This is a genomic window from Burkholderia puraquae (assembly GCF_002099195.1).
Lineage (GTDB): Bacteria > Pseudomonadota > Gammaproteobacteria > Burkholderiales > Burkholderiaceae > Burkholderia > Burkholderia puraquae.
This window is the reverse complement of record NZ_NBYX01000041.1, coordinates 1-16717: the sequence shown is the minus strand read 5'-3', so window position 1 is coordinate 16717 and position 16717 is coordinate 1. Positions and strand designations below refer to the sequence as shown.

12 protein-coding genes and 1 tRNA gene are annotated in these 16717 nt (G+C 60.9%); 3 read left to right on the top strand and 10 right to left on the bottom strand.

Translation table 11 applies throughout. From position 1 onward, the window contains the following. Positions 1-2: 2 nt before the first annotated feature. From bphC to B7G54_RS36780, 10 genes are all read right to left on the bottom strand, one after another. On the bottom strand, positions 3-875 hold the full coding sequence (gene bphC, locus B7G54_RS36825; RefSeq protein ID WP_071336081.1) for a biphenyl-2,3-diol 1,2-dioxygenase: 873 nt from the start codon (positions 873-875) through the stop codon (positions 3-5). After that, positions 872-1720, bottom strand: a complete 849-nt coding sequence (gene hcaB / locus B7G54_RS36820) for a 3-(cis-5,6-dihydroxycyclohexa-1,3-dien-1-yl)propanoate dehydrogenase (RefSeq protein WP_085043566.1) — start codon at positions 1718-1720, stop codon at positions 872-874. The genes bphC and hcaB overlap by 4 nt, the downstream gene beginning before the upstream one ends. After that, positions 1721-2932, bottom strand: coding sequence for an NAD(P)/FAD-dependent oxidoreductase (locus B7G54_RS36815; RefSeq protein ID WP_085043565.1), 1212 nt, complete (start codon positions 2930-2932; stop codon positions 1721-1723). After that, positions 2929-3252 (bottom strand): non-heme iron oxygenase ferredoxin subunit, encoded by a 324-nt coding sequence (locus B7G54_RS36810; protein WP_085043564.1) that lies wholly within the window; start codon positions 3250-3252, stop codon positions 2929-2931. Before B7G54_RS36810 ends, B7G54_RS36815 begins: the two co-directional genes overlap by 4 nt. Positions 3253-3263: 11 nt before the next feature. Further along, a complete protein-coding gene (locus tag B7G54_RS36805) occupies positions 3264-3812 on the bottom strand; it encodes an aromatic-ring-hydroxylating dioxygenase subunit beta (protein ID WP_071336077.1) in 549 nt (182 codons plus the stop codon). After that, positions 3802-5124, bottom strand: a complete 1323-nt coding sequence (locus tag B7G54_RS36800; protein ID WP_085043563.1) for an aromatic ring-hydroxylating oxygenase subunit alpha — start codon at positions 5122-5124, stop codon at positions 3802-3804. The genes B7G54_RS36805 and B7G54_RS36800 overlap by 11 nt, the downstream gene beginning before the upstream one ends. 359 nt (positions 5125-5483) lie before the next feature. Continuing rightward, positions 5484-6509, bottom strand: a complete 1026-nt coding sequence (locus tag B7G54_RS36795; protein WP_085043562.1) for a helix-turn-helix domain-containing protein — start codon at positions 6507-6509, stop codon at positions 5484-5486. A 55-nt stretch (positions 6510-6564) separates the two neighbouring features. Continuing rightward, a complete protein-coding gene (locus tag B7G54_RS36790) occupies positions 6565-7218 on the bottom strand; it encodes a TetR/AcrR family transcriptional regulator (protein WP_072445188.1) in 654 nt (217 codons plus the stop codon). A gap of 948 nt (positions 7219-8166) precedes the next feature. Beyond that, positions 8167-8290 (bottom strand) — tRNA-OTHER (locus B7G54_RS39265). Between the two features lie 186 nt (positions 8291-8476). After that, entirely contained in the window at positions 8477-8962 is a 486-nt protein-coding gene (locus B7G54_RS36780; protein ID WP_085043577.1) for a helix-turn-helix domain-containing protein, read from the bottom strand. A gap of 532 nt (positions 8963-9494) precedes the next feature. On the opposite strand from B7G54_RS36780, the gene B7G54_RS36775 reads away from it, so the two are divergent. The 3 genes from B7G54_RS36775 to B7G54_RS38440 all read left to right on the top strand — a co-directional run. Then, positions 9495-10397 (top strand): aminomethyltransferase, encoded by a 903-nt coding sequence (locus tag B7G54_RS36775; RefSeq protein WP_085043561.1) that lies wholly within the window; start codon positions 9495-9497, stop codon positions 10395-10397. A gap of 381 nt (positions 10398-10778) precedes the next feature. Next, positions 10779-11117: a hypothetical protein gene (locus tag B7G54_RS36770; protein ID WP_085043560.1), complete on the top strand. Its 339-nt coding sequence runs from the start codon at positions 10779-10781 to the stop codon at positions 11115-11117. Between the two features lie 1236 nt (positions 11118-12353). Further along, a partial coding sequence (locus B7G54_RS38440; RefSeq protein ID WP_279628107.1) for an ESPR-type extended signal peptide-containing protein occupies positions 12354-16717 on the top strand: 4364 nt, incomplete at its 3' end.

The following is a 16717-nucleotide window of genomic DNA, read 5'->3' as shown; positions in this document are numbered from 1 at the left end:
TTTCACTGGCCGGTACGGTGATGGCCCCACAAGCTGATTCGATCGTGACTCACCACCGTCCACGACTCGTCGACGCTCACCGCTCCCGCGCCGTATTCGACTTCGAATCCTGACGGCGTTCTCGCGTAGAAGGAGACCATCTGGTCGTTGGTGTGGCGACCCAACGTCATCGTGACCGGCACGCTCTGCTGCTCTGCGCGATCGAGCGCGAAGCCGACGTCATCGATCGACGGCACCTGCAACATGAAGTGCTGGAGGCGCTTCGGAGCCGGCATTTCGGCGAAAGCCAACGTGTGATGCCTCGGGTTGCAGTGAAGGAAATGCAGTTCGAGCGTGCGGTCGGGACCGATCGGCATCGTGATGATGTCGGACAGCTTGAAGCCCAATCCCTGGCAGTAGAATTTGAGCGCCGCCTTGACGTCGGGAACGAGCAGCACGATATGCCCAAGCCCTTGGTCGCCGGTTTCGAAACCGTCGACCAGCGCCGATCGAAACGGCGCTTCGCCGCGTTCGGTCGCGCCCCAGTACAGTTCCACTTGCAAGCCGGACGGATCGGTGCAACGTGCCAGCCCGCGAACCTGCCGGCTGCGCGCGAGTTCGCCGGAATCGCTTTCGACGCCGTAACCCAGGTCCCGCAGGTGTCCGGCCATACGCGCGAGTGCTTCCGGCCCTTCCAGTTCGAATCCGGCATAGGCGATGTCATCGCGCTCACCTTGTTCAACCGAAATCCGCCAGAGGCGGTTATCGATACGATAGCGATCGCCGGACGCGCCATTTTCTCCAGGCATCAAGCCCAGGAACTCGGTCGCATACTGTTTCCAGGCGGACAAGTCGGAAGCCTCGATTCCGATATAACCCAACGATTGCACCTTCATGCGACTGTCTCCTGATTGATTGAAAGTTTTTCGAGCAAGCCGGCCCCACCGCGGCAATCGATAAATCCTTGAACGGCCAACCCGCCGTCGTGTCGCAGGACCGTTCCCGTCGCCGGCACGTTGTCTTCGCGCGACGCAAAGAAAACATAGGCGCCGGTGTAGTCGGCCGGCGTCGGCAGATGACCGATAGGCACCACATGGCGCGCCATTTCGACGAACGGCTCCGCCGGAATCGTGGCCTCCGAGAGTCCGAGCGACTTCACGCCGCTGAGGTTCGTGATCATTCCCCCCGGAGCAACGGCGTTGACGCGGACGAACGGCGCCAATTCGAAAGCGAGTTGCGTAACGATGCCGCGAATTGCGTGCTTGCTGGCCGTGTAGAGGACGCCGCCACCGTCCGACCGAAACGACGCGTTCGATGCCGTAAAGATCAGACTGCCGCGACTTTCGACCAGCGCCTTCAAAGCGGCCTTGGCGAGCAGAAGATAGCCCTTCACGTTCACGGCAAATAATTCGTCGAACGCCGAAGAGAGTTTGTCTTCCAAGAGGTCGACCAGTGCGGTCTTAAAATCCCAAATCCCGGCGTTCCCGATCGCGCAATCCAGGCGGCCGAACTGAGAGACCAATCCATTCACTGCGCGAAGGTTGTCCTCATACGACGTAACATCGCCCTGGAAGCCCATCACACCATTACCGAGTGCATCGCGGATTTCGGCGATCCGATCAGCCGAGCGGTCGAGCACGCCTACCCGCGCGCCCTCCGAAACGAACCGCTCGACGATGGCGCGGCCCAGGCCAGATGCGCCGCCTGTCACCAGCACAACCTGGTTTTCCAGTTTTTTCATTTAGTTCACCTTGTAGCTAAGCAAGCTGCGAAGCTCGGTAGAGGAATCGGCCAGTAGATTGGTCTGCACCGCGATTCGCGACTCGACGAGCCGTTTGGCCGTTGCGTATTCACGCGGAGCGTCGACTGTCGCAACACCCGCCACCCGTCCATTCGATACGCGGAACACGGAAAAGGACACGCCTGTCTCATCGCCCCGAATGACCATCTCTCCCGAGCCGGTGAGATCGCCTGCAAGTTGAATCTTTCGCCCGGCGATTTCGGTCCACGAGAGCGCGGTCTGTGGCTGCTCGTTCACGCGCCCGATCATTGCGCATGCTGCGACGGCCGCCTGTGCCTGGCTGTTGAGAAAACTCTCGAGAGAGCGGCGTCCGCCTTCTACGAGCGGCCACGAGGCAACGTCACCGGCAGCAAAGATTCCGGGAATAGTGCTGCGGCCCGCGGCATCGACGACCACGCCGCGCATACACTTCGCACCTGCGGCTTGTGCGAGTTCGTCGCATGGCTGGGCGCCCACACTCAGGACAACGACGTCTGCCGGCAAGTACACGCCGCTCGACAATCTCACGCCACGCACCCGCGTATGGCCTTCGATCGAAGCGACCGTCGCGGATCGATGAATGGCCACACCGAGTTGCTGAAGTTGGACCCGCGCCCAAAGCCCCATCATTCGCCCGAGCGCACGCTCCATCAGTTCCTCGCCAGACTCGACGACAGTTACCGCATGCCCTGCCTTCCGCGCGGTGCTGGCCACCTCGCACCCAATCAGGCCACCACCGATGACAACGATCTCGCTCTGCGCCGCCAGCGCGTCTCGAAGCGCGAACGCATCATCCAGCGCGCGTAGCGTATGGACGCCTGGCAACGACACCCCGGGCAAGTCAACCTTGCGAGCCCGGGCGCCGGTCGCCAGCAAAATGCCGTCGGTTGCCACCGACGTACCGTCGTCAAGCGCGAGTACGCCTCCGTCAATCGACACCGCGCGCGCCCCTCGACGCCAGTCGAGCTCCAACGTATTCAGGTCTTCCGTCGAGCACAGCACCGGCGGAGCGCCCCCGCACAGTGCTTCCTTGGATAACGCTGGTCGCTCGTACGGGTGCTGGGCCTCCTCGCCGACCAGGATGATCCTGTCGCTATACCCATTGGCACGAAGCGTCTGCGCCGCACGTACACCTGCGAGGCCCGAACCGACAATCGCAAGCGGCTGTTTCATATGCCGGCCTCTGGTTCAAGATCGATCAGTACGCGGTCACCCACTACCTTGATCGGAAACACTTTGACGTCGCGTATCGCCGGCGGCGCACAGACCTTCCCGGTTTTCACGCAGAACTTCGCCATATGCAGGCTGCATTCGATCAGGCCGTCAACCAGATAGCCGTCTGACAAGGACCAGTCGCCGTGCGGACACTTGTCCTCGATCGCGTAGAAATCGCCGTCGATCTTGAACACGGCGACCGCCTCGGGTCCGGCGTCGATCCTCAACCCGGCGTCGCTCGGGATGTCCGACACTGAGCAAACATCGGTAAACGACATTGCGCTCACCCTCAAAGGAAGAAACTGAGGTTGTTCGCGAGAAACGTCGTCTGATCGAGCAAGATGCGCCGACTGACGATCTGAAATCCCGCGTCCGTATCGACGCAGCGCAGGCGATCATGGCGTTCCCCGACCAGATAGTCGGTCTGTCGTTCCGACCTGCTGCGATACGCGAGGAAGTTCGAGCGGACGAGGTATTCACCCTGCCCGGCAGCGCTTGCGCGTACGTTCGTGATCAGATGCCGCGTGTGAGACGGCGGCTCCTCGGCCCATGCAGCGCCCGATTGGAGTTTGCGCAGACGAAGCTTGAGGTTCTCCTTGCTTTCGTCGAAGTACGCGAGTTCATCAGGACTGGTCCATTCCAGTTTTCGCTCGCGCGGCCCCACGTTGCGGCGGATCGGCATCACATAACGGAGGTCGTCGGCCATCAGCTCGATCCACTCCGCGATGTTTCTGTCGTCGAGAAGCTCGGCTTCGAGAAAGAGGAACTGTTCGATCGCAAAGTGCTCTGCTGCCGAAACGGCGTTCGCGCGCGTCGCAGCGATTTCGTTAGCAACCATGGCCGGCCTCCTTGGCGCACGTATCGTTTTGCGTCGGAATGCACATCAACTTGAGCCAGTGGCCATAGAGTCGCCGCGCGGCCTCCTCGCTGTAGCAGCCCTCGACAGTGCCGGGGAATACGGGATCCGCAGCGGGATTCATATCCTTACCCATCTGGATGCTCATGGTGGTACGGCGTGCCTGATGTCCGCGCAGCACGCGCTGGATCTCGACCCAGTTCTCGCCGTCGTCCTGTTCCCAGGTTCCTGCGGGCGAGAAGGTACGCAACGTGGCTTGCCGGAGCTGCTCCTTCTCGGCAGGTGAAGCGTCGGAATCGACCAGACAGAACGCCCAGACCTCGATTTCGCCGGGGCCACGCGGATGCCAGACGCGGCAGCTGTGCACGCCCCCGAAAAATGAGAACGTGGGAAACACGGTCATGTGTTGCGCGGTCACGGCACTCACGCCGGCATTGTGAGCGGCATGCCGCTGGGCAAGGGCCACCGAATCGTATCCCGGCTCGCGCTGGCCAGCCTGCGACACAATCCAGTCTTCATGAAGGCCCGGGGCCAGGAAAAAGCCCGTGCCATGTCCTTGGTCCGATAACAGTTGACGCCCCGGCAGCGGCAGTTCCTTGCCTGCATACTCCGGTGTTGTCGCAACTTGCACAGACACATGCGACATGACCGCGTGGTGCATATCGCTGGCGAATTGCTCGGCGGCAAGCTTCCAGTTGCAGGGGATGACCCACTTGTAGATCCCGCCGATCGGCTCCGTACCGGCAGGCGACCGATCGAGCAGTGCGTCCAGATATAGCGCGGCGTCGCCGAGCGATTCTTTCAGCGATTGCGCCTGCTCGTCCCAGTTGGCGAAGATCAGGCCCTTGTAGCTTTCAACTCGAGGGACGCGCCTGGCAGGCCATTCTTCCTTGTTGAAACACGGCCCGTAGTGCTCCTCTGACGGGACGTTCACGAGAGCGCCGTCAATCCCATAGGCCCAGCCGTGGTAACTGCATGTGAATGCCTTCGCGTTGCCCTGGTCCGCACGGCAAATCTTCATGCCGCGATGACGGCACTGATTGAGCAAGACGGCGACCGACCCGTCCTTTTGCCGAACTGCAACGACAGGGTCCTCCGCCATGTACGTGGAGAAGAAATCCCCGGTCTTGGGAATATGTTTCTCGTGAGCGATGAACAGCCACGACCGCCCGAAGATGCGGTCCAGTTCCTGCTCGTAGATACCCTGGTCGGAGTAGACCAGTGGACTGATCGTCCCCGCTTCTTCGTCGAACAGCGCAGAAGCAGGGTAGCCTTGAATGGTGGTATCAGGCACTTGCGTCTCCTAGATAGTTGCCCATGGCGAAGCATCGGCTCTTATTGCGGTATGCGGGCCGTTGGTGTGAGCGTCGCGCGCATTTCCGTTACTAGAACAATAGGCGTTCGCGGACTGTCCACCTTTGCTCACAGCGCGGAAAAGCTTTGCTTGTCGGGCAGCGACACCCGCGCATCACATGACGATGCTTCGCGCGACAGCATCGATGAACGATGCTGCCGGCCGCAGAGTGGAAACGTTGGGAGAGATGCCCGTTGTGACGGCATGACGAGCGTCATGCCGCAGAGAACGATGGACGTTAGTTGATAGCGCGTTCGCGCGGTGGAACGTGGCGCTTCAGCACGGGCACACGGAGATGCTCACATGACTTCCAGCAGGACGCCCCTTTCGGCGTCGACTGACGGAAGGCCGTCGCGGCGGATACGGTCTCTCAGTTGGCCTGGGCTTTCGCCAAATCGATTCTTGAAGGCTCGATTGAAGTGGCTGATGTTTTTGAATCCTTCTTCGTACGCAACCTGGCAAATTGTTTCCCTGACCTGGCTTCTAAGAAGCAATCGTTTTCTGCATCGCTCGAGTCGCTCCGCGATGATCCACTCTGTTACCGTCGTCTGACATTGAGCGAAGAGTTCATTCAGGCGACGAACGCTTATGCCCATGGCGCTTGCGATGGAAGATGGGGTAAGGGTGTCGTCGTGCAACCTGGCGACGATGTGGGATTTGATCCGCTGCAGAGTCGCGCGACTATACGTCGTTGCAGGCCCCTCTTTCGCCTCGATCGAACTGGCGCTTACCGCCGCCGCGATGAGATCCAGCAAACTGCTCTCCAGCCACGGGACGCTATCCGCTGCAATCGAATTCGCCGACTCGTATGTGCTCAGCAGCGTTCTCAACAGGACATGCATGATTCCGTGCCGGCTATCAAATTTTCTGTCTACCGCATCCTGAAAAATCACGCGTCTAATGTGTGATTCGATTTTCGGAAGACGTACCCATAGCCCATCAAAGCCTGCCGAGAACTCCAACCGGCCAGGGTGCTCCGGGCCGATGAGCGCAATGTCGCCCTCGGCCAAAGTGTAGTAGTTATTCCCGATTTCACATGACAGTTGACTTGCCAGAACGACGACTAAAATTAACTCGTCCTGCCCGCTCCTGCCGCTTTTCGAATCTCGACGGATTCCGAACGGACGATTGGAAATCGCCGCCTCGGAACGCAGCATTTCAATGCTACTCAATCGGCGACGCGTAATCTTTCCGACCGGCTCAAACCGATTCCGGGAAAACTCGAGTTCCAACCGCTCGCCGTCAAACGCCTCGCACAGCCGCTGCGATGTCAGACGCTCGAAACCTTGTGGATCGGACGATAACTGTTGAATAGGTGCGTACATGTGTCTCCCCCATCATTAGTGGGTCATTTACGTTGTATTACCTTCTCGTGCCGCGCTACTGTGAAGCGCAGCTGAGCGCCCTCCAGACAGCCTTCGTCGCAGCGCGAAGTGCTTCATCGTCTGACGATGCGCCATGTGCCGGCCGGACTAAAACGATCAAACCGGCCAAATGGGAGTACAGCAGACGACCGCGTAACGCGCACTCCCGGGGTGTAAGCGATCGATTGATCTTGGCCAGCAGTCGGGCGAACGTCTCCTGGAATCGACGGTTGAAACTTGCCATCAGGTCTCGGGCAAATTCTTCGCGCTCGGCCATGCTCCAGACTTCCAGGCAAAATGGTGCAATGTGCGTACCACGCTTGACCAACTCGTCAAAGACGATATCTGCGATGGCATCCAGCCGAGCCTCCGGCGATAGATCATCGTCGTCGACCACACTTTCATAGAGCATCAGATATCGTGTTGCCACCGCCTCCAACGCCGCTCGCAAAAGGTCTTCTCTGGTCGGAAAGTAGTGCTGCAAGGTCGCCAGGTGGATCCCAACATCGCTTGCCACGCGGCGCAAAGCGAAGCCAACGTTACCGTACTGCGCGAGCACATTGATCGCGGCCTCCACGATTTCGGGGATTCGTGTCGTTCTGTTGCCGCGACGCTTTGGCTCGTCGGCTAACTCTTTAGCCTCTGTCAGCTCAATCGTCAGTTCCCTCATCTTTGACCTCTTGCCGGCAGCCGCCGGTGTGCGCTTCGGACGGTCCAACCGCTCAGATATCAACATTCCCTCGACCGAGCGATCGCAGTCAGTTCATCAGTCGCCGCCTTAGCCACCATGGCGAGCAACCACCCTGTTATCAAGAATATGTCACGCGACTGATAATTGCCAGTCAATCGAGCATGAAAAGATCAGACCCCGATTATATTTATTCTATTTATCAGGTAGATAGGTGATTTTCCTAGGCGTCACGACATTGATATATCAGTCGCATGACTGTATAAATAAGTCATGCGACTGATAATGACCGCCCGACACCAGCCCGGAAGTCAAGTTACCCGAGGGCAAATCGGAGCACCCGCGCCTTGGCGGTACCGCATGCGCCAAGGTGCGGACTCACAAGGTGGTCGAGTCGCGGTGACGGGTCATGGAGAGTGCGATGAACTACGACGGGTATTGTTTGCGCAGGTTGATCGACAAGTGGCTTGCCCCCTCCGACACGTCACCGATTCGCATCAAGCGCTTCCAGCTCAGGGACAAGGTATATCGCGAAGGACGCTGTGTCTGTGTTGAGTCCCGCAAGCCTGACCGATCGTTGGCGATATTTTTCTTCCGACACGACGACGGCTTATGGTACGTATTCCCCCCAGCTGCAACGCGACCGGCGATGCGCGCCGCTTGACTTGATGAATGAGTTCCCAGGACATCAAAGTCGCTTGCTCGACACCGAGCACACGCATGCGTGTCCTTTTGCACCGTATCGGAAATACTGCCGGCTGCTGTTCCTTCAGCCCGTTAGCCCGATGAATCCAAGTTTGCATTGGCAATCGTTCTGTCGTGCTAAGGTTGCCGATCTCGTGGTTGCCAATCTCGTTGGCGCGTTCATCCCGGCGTCACGATTGGTAGACGGCGACAGATCCCCTGCGGACCGCGCCGTTGTGAAAGCGGGGGCAGCGCCGGGATTTGAACCCGGATCTCCGACACGGTACGATGGAGGCACCACCCAACCGTCGTACACCCACTCTCCGCGAGTGGTTCTAGCGTCGGCGCTCTATCCTTTGAGCTACGCTGCAAAAATGTTGCGTATTGCTACGCTGCGCATTGCCGTAGCCACGCACAATTCAAAAAAGGGGCAGCACCGAGATTTGAACCCAGATCTCTAATGCGTACGATGGAGGCACCAGCCAACCGTCTACGACCACTGTCCGCGAGTGGCTTTGAATCAGCGCTCTATCCTCTTGAGCTATGCCGCGTATTGCTATGCCTTGCCACCTTTGACGATTGCCAGGGGCTTCTTGCGCGTCAGACGGTCGGCTTGTTCCTTCTGCCTCCGCTCACGCTCCGCGATCTTTTCTTCGGCAAATGGCTTAGCCGCCTTGATCAAACCGCTCAAGTCATACTCGTTCGTGTCGTTGTCACCTACGCTCGTCGTGCGGTAAATACGTTTGATGAACCCGGCTGCCTCCATCGCCGCAATTCGCTTTTGTATTGTGCGTGGAGCCACACCGATTGCCTTCGCCAAGGTGCCCTTGGACGGGCGTGCATATTCTCCGGGCCTCCACCAGTAACCAGCGAGGTGAATCAAAATATTGATATCGAGCGGAGTAAGGCCCAACGCCTGCTGACGCTCGAAAATGATGTTCGGGAAAGAAGTCCAGCCCGCCTTCGCCAACGGCGCCGACCACTTGGCTGCAACACTCTTGTCTACTGCATTGGTTGCCTGCGGTTTTGTCGCGACACTCATTTCGTGCTCCCCCGTGTTCATTGCGTTGAGTTAAGTATCGCGACGACGCATCGGCCTTGCCAGATCAGAAGAGCGCATATGGGACGCCCTGCGCGTCTCCCCCTGCGCGTAGTTTGCTGTGTATTAGGCCCCTGCATCTAATTGGGTTCATCTCATGATCCAGGTATGTGTTTTGGGAGGTCTCCAGTTCGCCCCTGGGGCCGACCTAAAGGCCGCCCGGTACAGCTCTCCCAAACGCCCCCGCAAGAACACGAAGCCTCCCCCTATCCGATTACATGGGTTCGCCTTGTTGACTCCGTGACCATTTCGCAACATCACCGGAAACCTAGGGGTCTTGTGAGTATGCCCAGCCTGCGTACCGAACGTCAGGGCACGACATTCAGTACCGCGCAGGGGCCCCCTCGCTCGTCTTAGATGTCAATCCGCTCGGTTTTAACGACCAACGACACCGGCATGCGCATGGCCGCTTGAAAATACGCGATTACGGAAGCTATGCAAGAATCTTTCAATCCGCAATCGCATAACAACAGCCATGAGTGACACGCTGCAGGAAGAACAAGCAGCCGCAGATCACGCTATGCGCAACTGGACCTTCGAGAGGCAAGGTCCGGTCCGGATCGGTTCCGATGCGCACAAGCAGATGTTCTGCCGCATGCTGCTCGACACACACAACCCGTACAAGCCGGCCGTGATCGACTGGCCGGCGCTCAAGCCCGCCGAGCTCAAGCGGCTGACGTCGCTGCCGATCTGGGACATCGCGGTGCAGACCGAAGGCCGTGCATCGATCCGCGTGGCAACCTATGCGGCGACGATCGGCGATCCGCTGCTACGCCGCGCGCTCGAGATGGACGGCGGCGAGGAAGCACGTCACAAGGTCGTGCTGTCGAAACTCGTCGAGGCTTACGGCATCCGGCTCGCCCCCGAGCCGCCCTATCCCGCGCCGAAGGATCCCGAGTGGTGGTGGATGGTCACGGGCTTCAGCGAATGCATCGACAGCTTCTTCGCGTTCGGCCTGTTCCGTTCCGCGCAGCGCTCCGGCTATTTCCCGCCCGAACTCGTCGACACCTTCGAACCGGTGATCCAGGAAGAAGGCCGCCACATCCTGTTCTTCGTGAACTGGTACGCGTGGTACTGGCGCAGTCTGCCGTGGTGGCGCCGGCCCTGGTTCTTCGCGCGGGTCGCGGCCGTGTGGGTGCACCTGATCCGGGAACGCATCGGCATCGCGCGCGGCATCGACACCGACGGCGTCGCGCGCGACGCGAACTTCCCGGCGACCGGCACCGCCGACATCGGCGATGCGCTCAACCCGCGCGAGCTGATCGAACTGTGTCTCGCCGAGAACGACCGGCGGATGGCCGGCTACGACAAGCGCCTGCTGCGACCGATGTTCGTGCCGCGCATGGCGCGGTTCGCGCTGCGGTTTCTCAAGAAGTAAGGCAAACCGCTCCAGACAAAGGCCCGGTTGCCCGGCCCGCAGCCGGGCGACACCTCTCGACGATCGAAACGCCGGGGCGGGCCGAATCCCGCCGGATCCGGCCGCCGGCGATCGCATCGTCCGCAGCCGGGCGCACTCGCTGTTGGCAACAACCGCGCATCGACCGGCACTCGTTACCCACACGACCGAATAACCCTCGGGCCCTTACGTTACCTTGACATTCGCTGTCAGGCCCGCTTACGTTATGTCCCGCGACCACAGGCCATCCTTGGCCGCATCGGGGCAGTCATCGCATCCATCGCGACCGGGTTGCTTGTGCGTACATCAATCCATGATGCGATCGAATCATCCGGATTTTCCACACACTACTCAGGATTCCAAATGAAATCGATTTCCCATGCAATTATCGGTGTGGTCCTGGCCGGCGCGGCCGGCGTGGCTATCGCCGCCGGGTCCTCCGTCTCCCTGCAATGCAGTTCGCCATCCGGCGGCCAATGTACCGCCACCGGCACGACGGTACCGTTGAACACCCCGTCGACCAATCTTGCGTTCACCTGGCAAGGCCGCAATATCACGATGACCCCGATCGATGCGCATACGGTCAGCGTGCAGTGCCTGACCAATCAGGCCGGATCGTTGACCGCGCTGGCCGGTTCGAGTGCGACGCAAGAGCCGTCCGCAACGGTGGCCATCGACTGCACACCGATGCCCAGACCGTGACGGAGGCCGGGGCTGGTCCGCGCGTCGGGACATAGACACAAGGCTCGCCTGTGCTCCCGCAGCGGAGCACAGGAAAAACGGGTGTCTGGAACTCGATCGGCCGATCCCCCGACCTGACCGTTCGCACAACGACCCACCCGGCCCGGGCATGCAGCAAGCGATACGCAGCGTTCGGCGCAGCCGTTCGGTCCCGGGCCCCTCGTGCCGCGTCCCGTTCGAACGTCGCTACGCGTGTGCCGCAACTGGATAGCGAACCGCATCACGCGGGGCGGCCCGCCCCGCCGTCCACGCAAAGTCACCCTATTGGATACGGTGCGAAACCGCACCGACCTGCATCCGCCTGCCGGATGTCGCGTACCTGACACATTTATTCCCACCCTTTTTTCTTCGGCACCCGCGCCCCGCCCGGGCAAATTGTCACACCCAGGATTGACGTTTCGGGCACGTCGCCGCCGACGCGCCAGCGTCTTTGACAACCTGTCTCCAGCCCGCGCAAAACTGAAGCGGGTAGCGCCTCCCGGACGGGTTCGCTCCATCTTCGAACCGCCCCCTATCGTCAACATCATCGAAATAGTCAATAGGACAAATTCGAAAGATGAATGATGACGGTCCGATCCGTCGCCTTGTAGCACTTTTTTACAAATTCGACGAGCCAACCGGCCCGGAACGCCCGTCACGCGGGCCATCGAAGCAAACCAGATGCGCAAATCAGCACATCCCGATGTTCGAAATTTGAAATTAAATTGATTTTCACTTAATCAATAAAATCAGCACTAAATCCGTACAAAAATAATCAATTAACAAATTAACAAGATTGCACTCGCATTATCGACCCCGCATATCCACATACATTACAGCTACGAAAGAATTTCCATGTGCGCAAACGTTTGCTATTTCATTTGTCTTACTTTTGAAGCGATCGGATGTGTAACCTACCGCACAAAACAATCCCAACTCGTTGTTTTTTATGAGAAATTTTGACGAAGAGCCAGAAGACCCAAATCCTTCGATTAACATTCTTACGTCTTTCAAAAACATTCTGCCTCAATGCATCAAAACACGATGCATTAACCATCCTTTAACTTTCAAAACCCTCTATTTATCACTTTTTATCAATCTAAAAAATCCTCCTCCAATAAACTCCGCCCATCAATTTTGAGATTCGCGCGAGCGCACGGAGCATTCCTCTAACAAAAGAGACCGGTGTGTGGCGTGCACATTTGGAGGTAGCAGGACATGAACCGCACATACCGCTCGATCTGGAACGAGGCCCTCGGCGCCTGGGTCGCGGCATCCGAAATCGATTCGGCACGGGGCAAGCCGAACAAGTCGGCCATCGTGGTCGCCGTCGCCGCCGTACTGGCGGTCGCGTTGCCTTCGCTCGCGAGCGCGGCGACCTACATACCCGGAACCGTCAACGGGTTCGGGCAATTCTCGGCATCGAGTTGCACGTCCGCGAGCGGCAGTACCGCTGCCGGTCGAACGACGATGGGCGACACGAATTCCTATCCCACCGACGGTTCGGGCACGTGGTCGACCGTGACGGGCTGTAACGCGTCCGGCGGCAACAACCTCGCCGCGACGGTTTACGGCACTTACGCTCAGGTAACCGGCAAGGGCGGCACCGCTCAGGGCTTCCTCAGCTCGGCCGCCATGTGGGGCACCGCAGCCGGTCTCGAAACGACCGCGAGCGGTGTCGGCTCGACTGCGCTGGGCTTCGGCTCAACCGCGAACGCACTGAACTCCGTCGCGATCGGCGGTGCAGGCGGCAACGGCTCGACGCCGCTGTCGTATGCGAATTCCACCATCGCATCGGGCGCGGGCTCGGTCGCAATCGGCAGCAACGCAACGAAGGGCGCGCAGTCGGCCGCGTCGGACGGCATCGCGATCGGCGGGCAGTCGTCCGTCGCATCGAGTGCCACGTCGGGTATCGCAGTCGGCCGCGGTGCGACGGTCAACGGCGCGTACGGCATTGCGCAAGGCGACGGCGCCACGGCTAGCGGCACCAGCTCGATGGCGCTCGGCGCAAGCAGCACGGCCAGGTACGCGTCCAGCGTCGCGCTCGGCACGGGCAGCGTGACCGGCACGGCCGCGCCAACGGGCACCGGCTATCTGACGGGCAGCGCTGCGCCGCTGTCGGAAGTTTCGGTCGGCAGCTCGTCGGCACTGCGCCGTATCACCAACGTCGCGGACGGCTCAGCGCCACAGGACGCCGTCACCGTCGCCCAGCTCAGCACCGGCATGAGCACGACCACGAGCGCGATCGGCAGCCTGTCGACGTCGGCGTCGACCGGTCTGTCGTCGGCTAACAGCTCGATCACGTCGCTGTCGACTTCGACGTCGACTGGCCTCTCGTCGGCTAACAGCTCGATCGGCTCGCTGTCGACTTCGACCTCGACCGGCCTGTCGTCGGCTAACAGCTCGATCGGCTCGTTGTCGACCTCGACCTCGACCGGCCTCTCGTCGGCCAACAGCTCGATCGGCTCGCTCTCGACCTCGACCTCGACGGGTCTCTCGTCCGCGAACAGCTCGATCGGCTCGCTGTCGACCTCGACCTCGACCGGTCTCTCGTCGGCCAACAGCTCGATCGGCTCGTTGTCGACCTCGACCTCGACCGGCCTGTCGTCGGCAAACAGCTCGATTGGCTCGTTGTCGACCTCGACCTCGACCGGCCTGTCGTCGGCAAACAGCTCGATCACGTCGCTCTCGACCTCGACGTCGACCGGCCTGTCGTCGGCTAACAGCTCGATCGGCTCGCTCTCGACCTCGACCTCGACCGGCCTGTCGTCGGCCAACAGCTCGATCACGTCACTGTCGACTTCGACCTCGACCGGCCTGTCGTCGGCGAATAGCTCGATCGGCTCGCTGTCGACCTCGACCTCGACCGGCCTCTCGTCGGCCAACAGCTCGATCGGCTCGCTCTCGACCTCGACCTCGACCGGCCTCTCGTCGGCCAACAGCTCGATCGGCTCGCTCTCGACCTCGACCTCGACGGGTCTCTCGTCCGCGAACAGCTCGATCGGCTCGTTGTCGACCTCCACGTCGACCGGCCTCTCGTCGGCCAACAGCTCGATCACGTCGCTGTCGACTTCGACCTCGACCGGCCTGTCGTCGGCTAACAGCTCGATCGGCTCGCTGTCGACCTCGACGTCGACCGGCCTCTCGTCGGCTAATAGCTCGATCACCTCGCTGTCCACGTCGACCTCGACTGGCCTCTCGTCGGCTAACAGCTCGATCACCTCGCTGTCGACCTCGACCTCGACGGGCCTCTCGTCGGCTAACAGCTCGATCGGCTCGCTCTCGACCTCGACGTCGACCGGCCTCTCGTCGGCTAACAGCTCGATCGGCTCGCTCTCGACCTCGACCTCGACCGGCCTGTCGTCGGCCAACAGCTCGATCGGCTCGTTGTCGACCTCGACCTCGACCGGCCTCTCGTCGGCAAACAGCTCGATCACCTCGCTGTCCACTTCGACCTCGACCGGCCTGTCGTCGGCCACGAGCTCGATCGGCTCGTTGTCGACCGGCCTGAGCGCGACCAATAGCACGGTCCTGTCGCTGTCCACTTCTACATCGACGGGGCTCTCGTCGGCCAACAGCTCGATTGGCTCGCTGTCGACCGGCCTGAGCACGGTCTCGACAAAGACGGACAACCTCGGCACCAGCACGGCGTCGGCACTCGGCGGCGGCTCGACGTACGATCCGACGACGGGCAAGGTTTCCGCGCCGGCGTACACCACGTACAACGCGAACGGCACGACGTCGACCGCCAATAGCGTCGGCTCGGCGATCAACAACATCAACAGCCAGGGCATCAAGTACTTCCACGCGAACTCGACCGGCGCCGACAGCACCGCGACCGGCACCGACGCCGTCGCAATCGGCACCGGCGCCGTTGCCAGCGCCAAGGATGCCGTTGCCATTGGCAACAGCGCCACCGCCGGCGACAGCAATTCCGTTGCGCTCGGCGCCAACTCGAAGACCGGCCCGGCCGTTGCCACGAGCAGCGCGACCGTCGGCGGCGTCACGTTCGGCGGCTTCGCAGGCACTTCGCCGGTCGGCACCGTTAGCGTCGGCAGCCTCAACAACGAGCGACAAATCACCAACGTCGCCGCCGGCCAGGTAACGTCGACCAGTACCGACGCGATCAACGGCAGCCAGCTCTATTCGGTCGCCCAACAGGTTGATACCGCATCCAGCGCCATTTCGTCGCTGTCGACTTCGACTTCGACGGGTCTGTCGTCGGCTAACAGCTCGATCACCTCGCTGTCCACCTCGACCTCGACGGGTCTGTCGTCGGCTAACAGCTCGATCACCTCGCTCTCGACCTCGACCTCGACGGGCCTGTCGTCGGCTAACAGCTCCATCACGTCGTTGTCCACGTCGACTTCGACTGGCCTCTCGTCGGCGAACAGCTCGATCGGCTCGCTGTCGACCTCGACCTCGACCGGCCTCTCGTCGGCCAACAGCTCGATCACTTCGCTGTCGACCTCGACGTCGACCGGCCTCTCGTCGGCCAACAGCTCGATCGGCTCGCTCTCGACCTCGACCTCGACGGGTCTCTCGTCCGCGAACAGCTCGATCGGCTCGTTGTCGACCTCCACGTCGACCGGCCTCTCGTCGGCCAACAGCTCGATCACGTCGCTGTCGACCTCGACGTCGACCGGTCTGTCGTCGGCTAACAGCTCGATCACCTCGCTGTCCACGTCGACCTCGACCGGCCTGTCGTCGGCCACGAGCTCGATCGGCTCGTTGTCCACTTCGACCTCGACCGGTCTGTCGTCGGCCAACAGCTCGATCGGCTCGTTGTCCACGTCGACCTCGACCGGCCTGTCGTCGGCTAACAGCTCGATCGGCTCGCTCTCGACCTCGACCTCGACCGGTCTGTCCTCGGCTAACAGCTCGATCACGTCGTTGTCCACTTCGACCTCGACCGGCCTCTCGTCGGCGAACAGCTCGATCACGTCACTGTCCACCTCGACCTCGACGGGTCTGTCGTCGGCTAACAGCTCCATCACGTCGCTGTCGACCTCCACGTCGACCGGCCTCTCGTCGGCAAACAGCTCGATCGGCTCGTTGTCGACCTCCACGTCGACCGGTCTGTCTTCGGCGAACAGCTCGATCGGCTCGCTGTCCACCTCGACCTCGACCGGCCTGTCGTCGGCCAACAGCTCGATCGGCTCGCTCTCGACCTCGACGTCGACCGGCCTGTCGTCGGCTAACAGCTCGATCGGCTCGCTGTCCACGTCGACTTCGACGGGCCTGTCGTCGGCTAACAGCTCCATCACGTCGCTGTCGACCTCCACGTCGACCGGCCTCTCGTCGGCAAACAGCTCGATCACGTCGCTGTCGACCTCGACCTCGACCGGTCTGTCGTCGGCTAACAGCTCGATCACCTCGCTGTCCACCTCGACCTCGACCGGCCTCTCGTCGGCCAACAGCTCGATCGGCTCGTTGTCGACCTCGACCTCGACGGGTCTCTCGTCGGCGAATAGCTCGATCGGCTCGCTGTCCACGTCGACTTCGACGGGCCTGTCGTCGGCGAATAGCTCCATCACGTCGTTGTCCACGTCGACTTCGACGGGCCTGTCGTCGGCTAACAG

What these genes read in the sequence shown, in the direction of transcription:
- bphC (WP_071336081.1), bottom strand. Translation starts at nt 875, where the DNA reads ATGAAGGTGCAATCGTTGGGTTATATCGGAATCGAGGCTTCCGACTTG.
- hcaB (WP_085043566.1), bottom strand. Translation starts at nt 1,720, where the DNA reads ATGAAAAAACTGGAAAACCAGGTTGTGCTGGTGACAGGCGGCGCATCT.
- B7G54_RS36815 (WP_085043565.1), bottom strand. Translation starts at nt 2,932, where the DNA reads ATGAAACAGCCGCTTGCGATTGTCGGTTCGGGCCTCGCAGGTGTACGT.
- B7G54_RS36810 (WP_085043564.1), bottom strand. Translation starts at nt 3,252, where the DNA reads ATGTCGTTTACCGATGTTTGCTCAGTGTCGGACATCCCGAGCGACGCC.
- B7G54_RS36805 (WP_071336077.1), bottom strand. Translation starts at nt 3,812, where the DNA reads ATGGTTGCTAACGAAATCGCTGCGACGCGCGCGAACGCCGTTTCGGCA.
- B7G54_RS36795 (WP_085043562.1), bottom strand. Translation starts at nt 6,509, where the DNA reads ATGTACGCACCTATTCAACAGTTATCGTCCGATCCACAAGGTTTCGAG.
- B7G54_RS36790 (WP_072445188.1), bottom strand. Translation starts at nt 7,218, where the DNA reads ATGAGGGAACTGACGATTGAGCTGACAGAGGCTAAAGAGTTAGCCGAC.
- B7G54_RS36780 (WP_085043577.1), bottom strand. Translation starts at nt 8,962, where the DNA reads ATGAGTGTCGCGACAAAACCGCAGGCAACCAATGCAGTAGACAAGAGT.
- B7G54_RS36775 (WP_085043561.1), top strand. Translation starts at nt 9,495, where the DNA reads ATGAGTGACACGCTGCAGGAAGAACAAGCAGCCGCAGATCACGCTATG.
- B7G54_RS36770 (WP_085043560.1), top strand. Translation starts at nt 10,779, where the DNA reads ATGAAATCGATTTCCCATGCAATTATCGGTGTGGTCCTGGCCGGCGCG.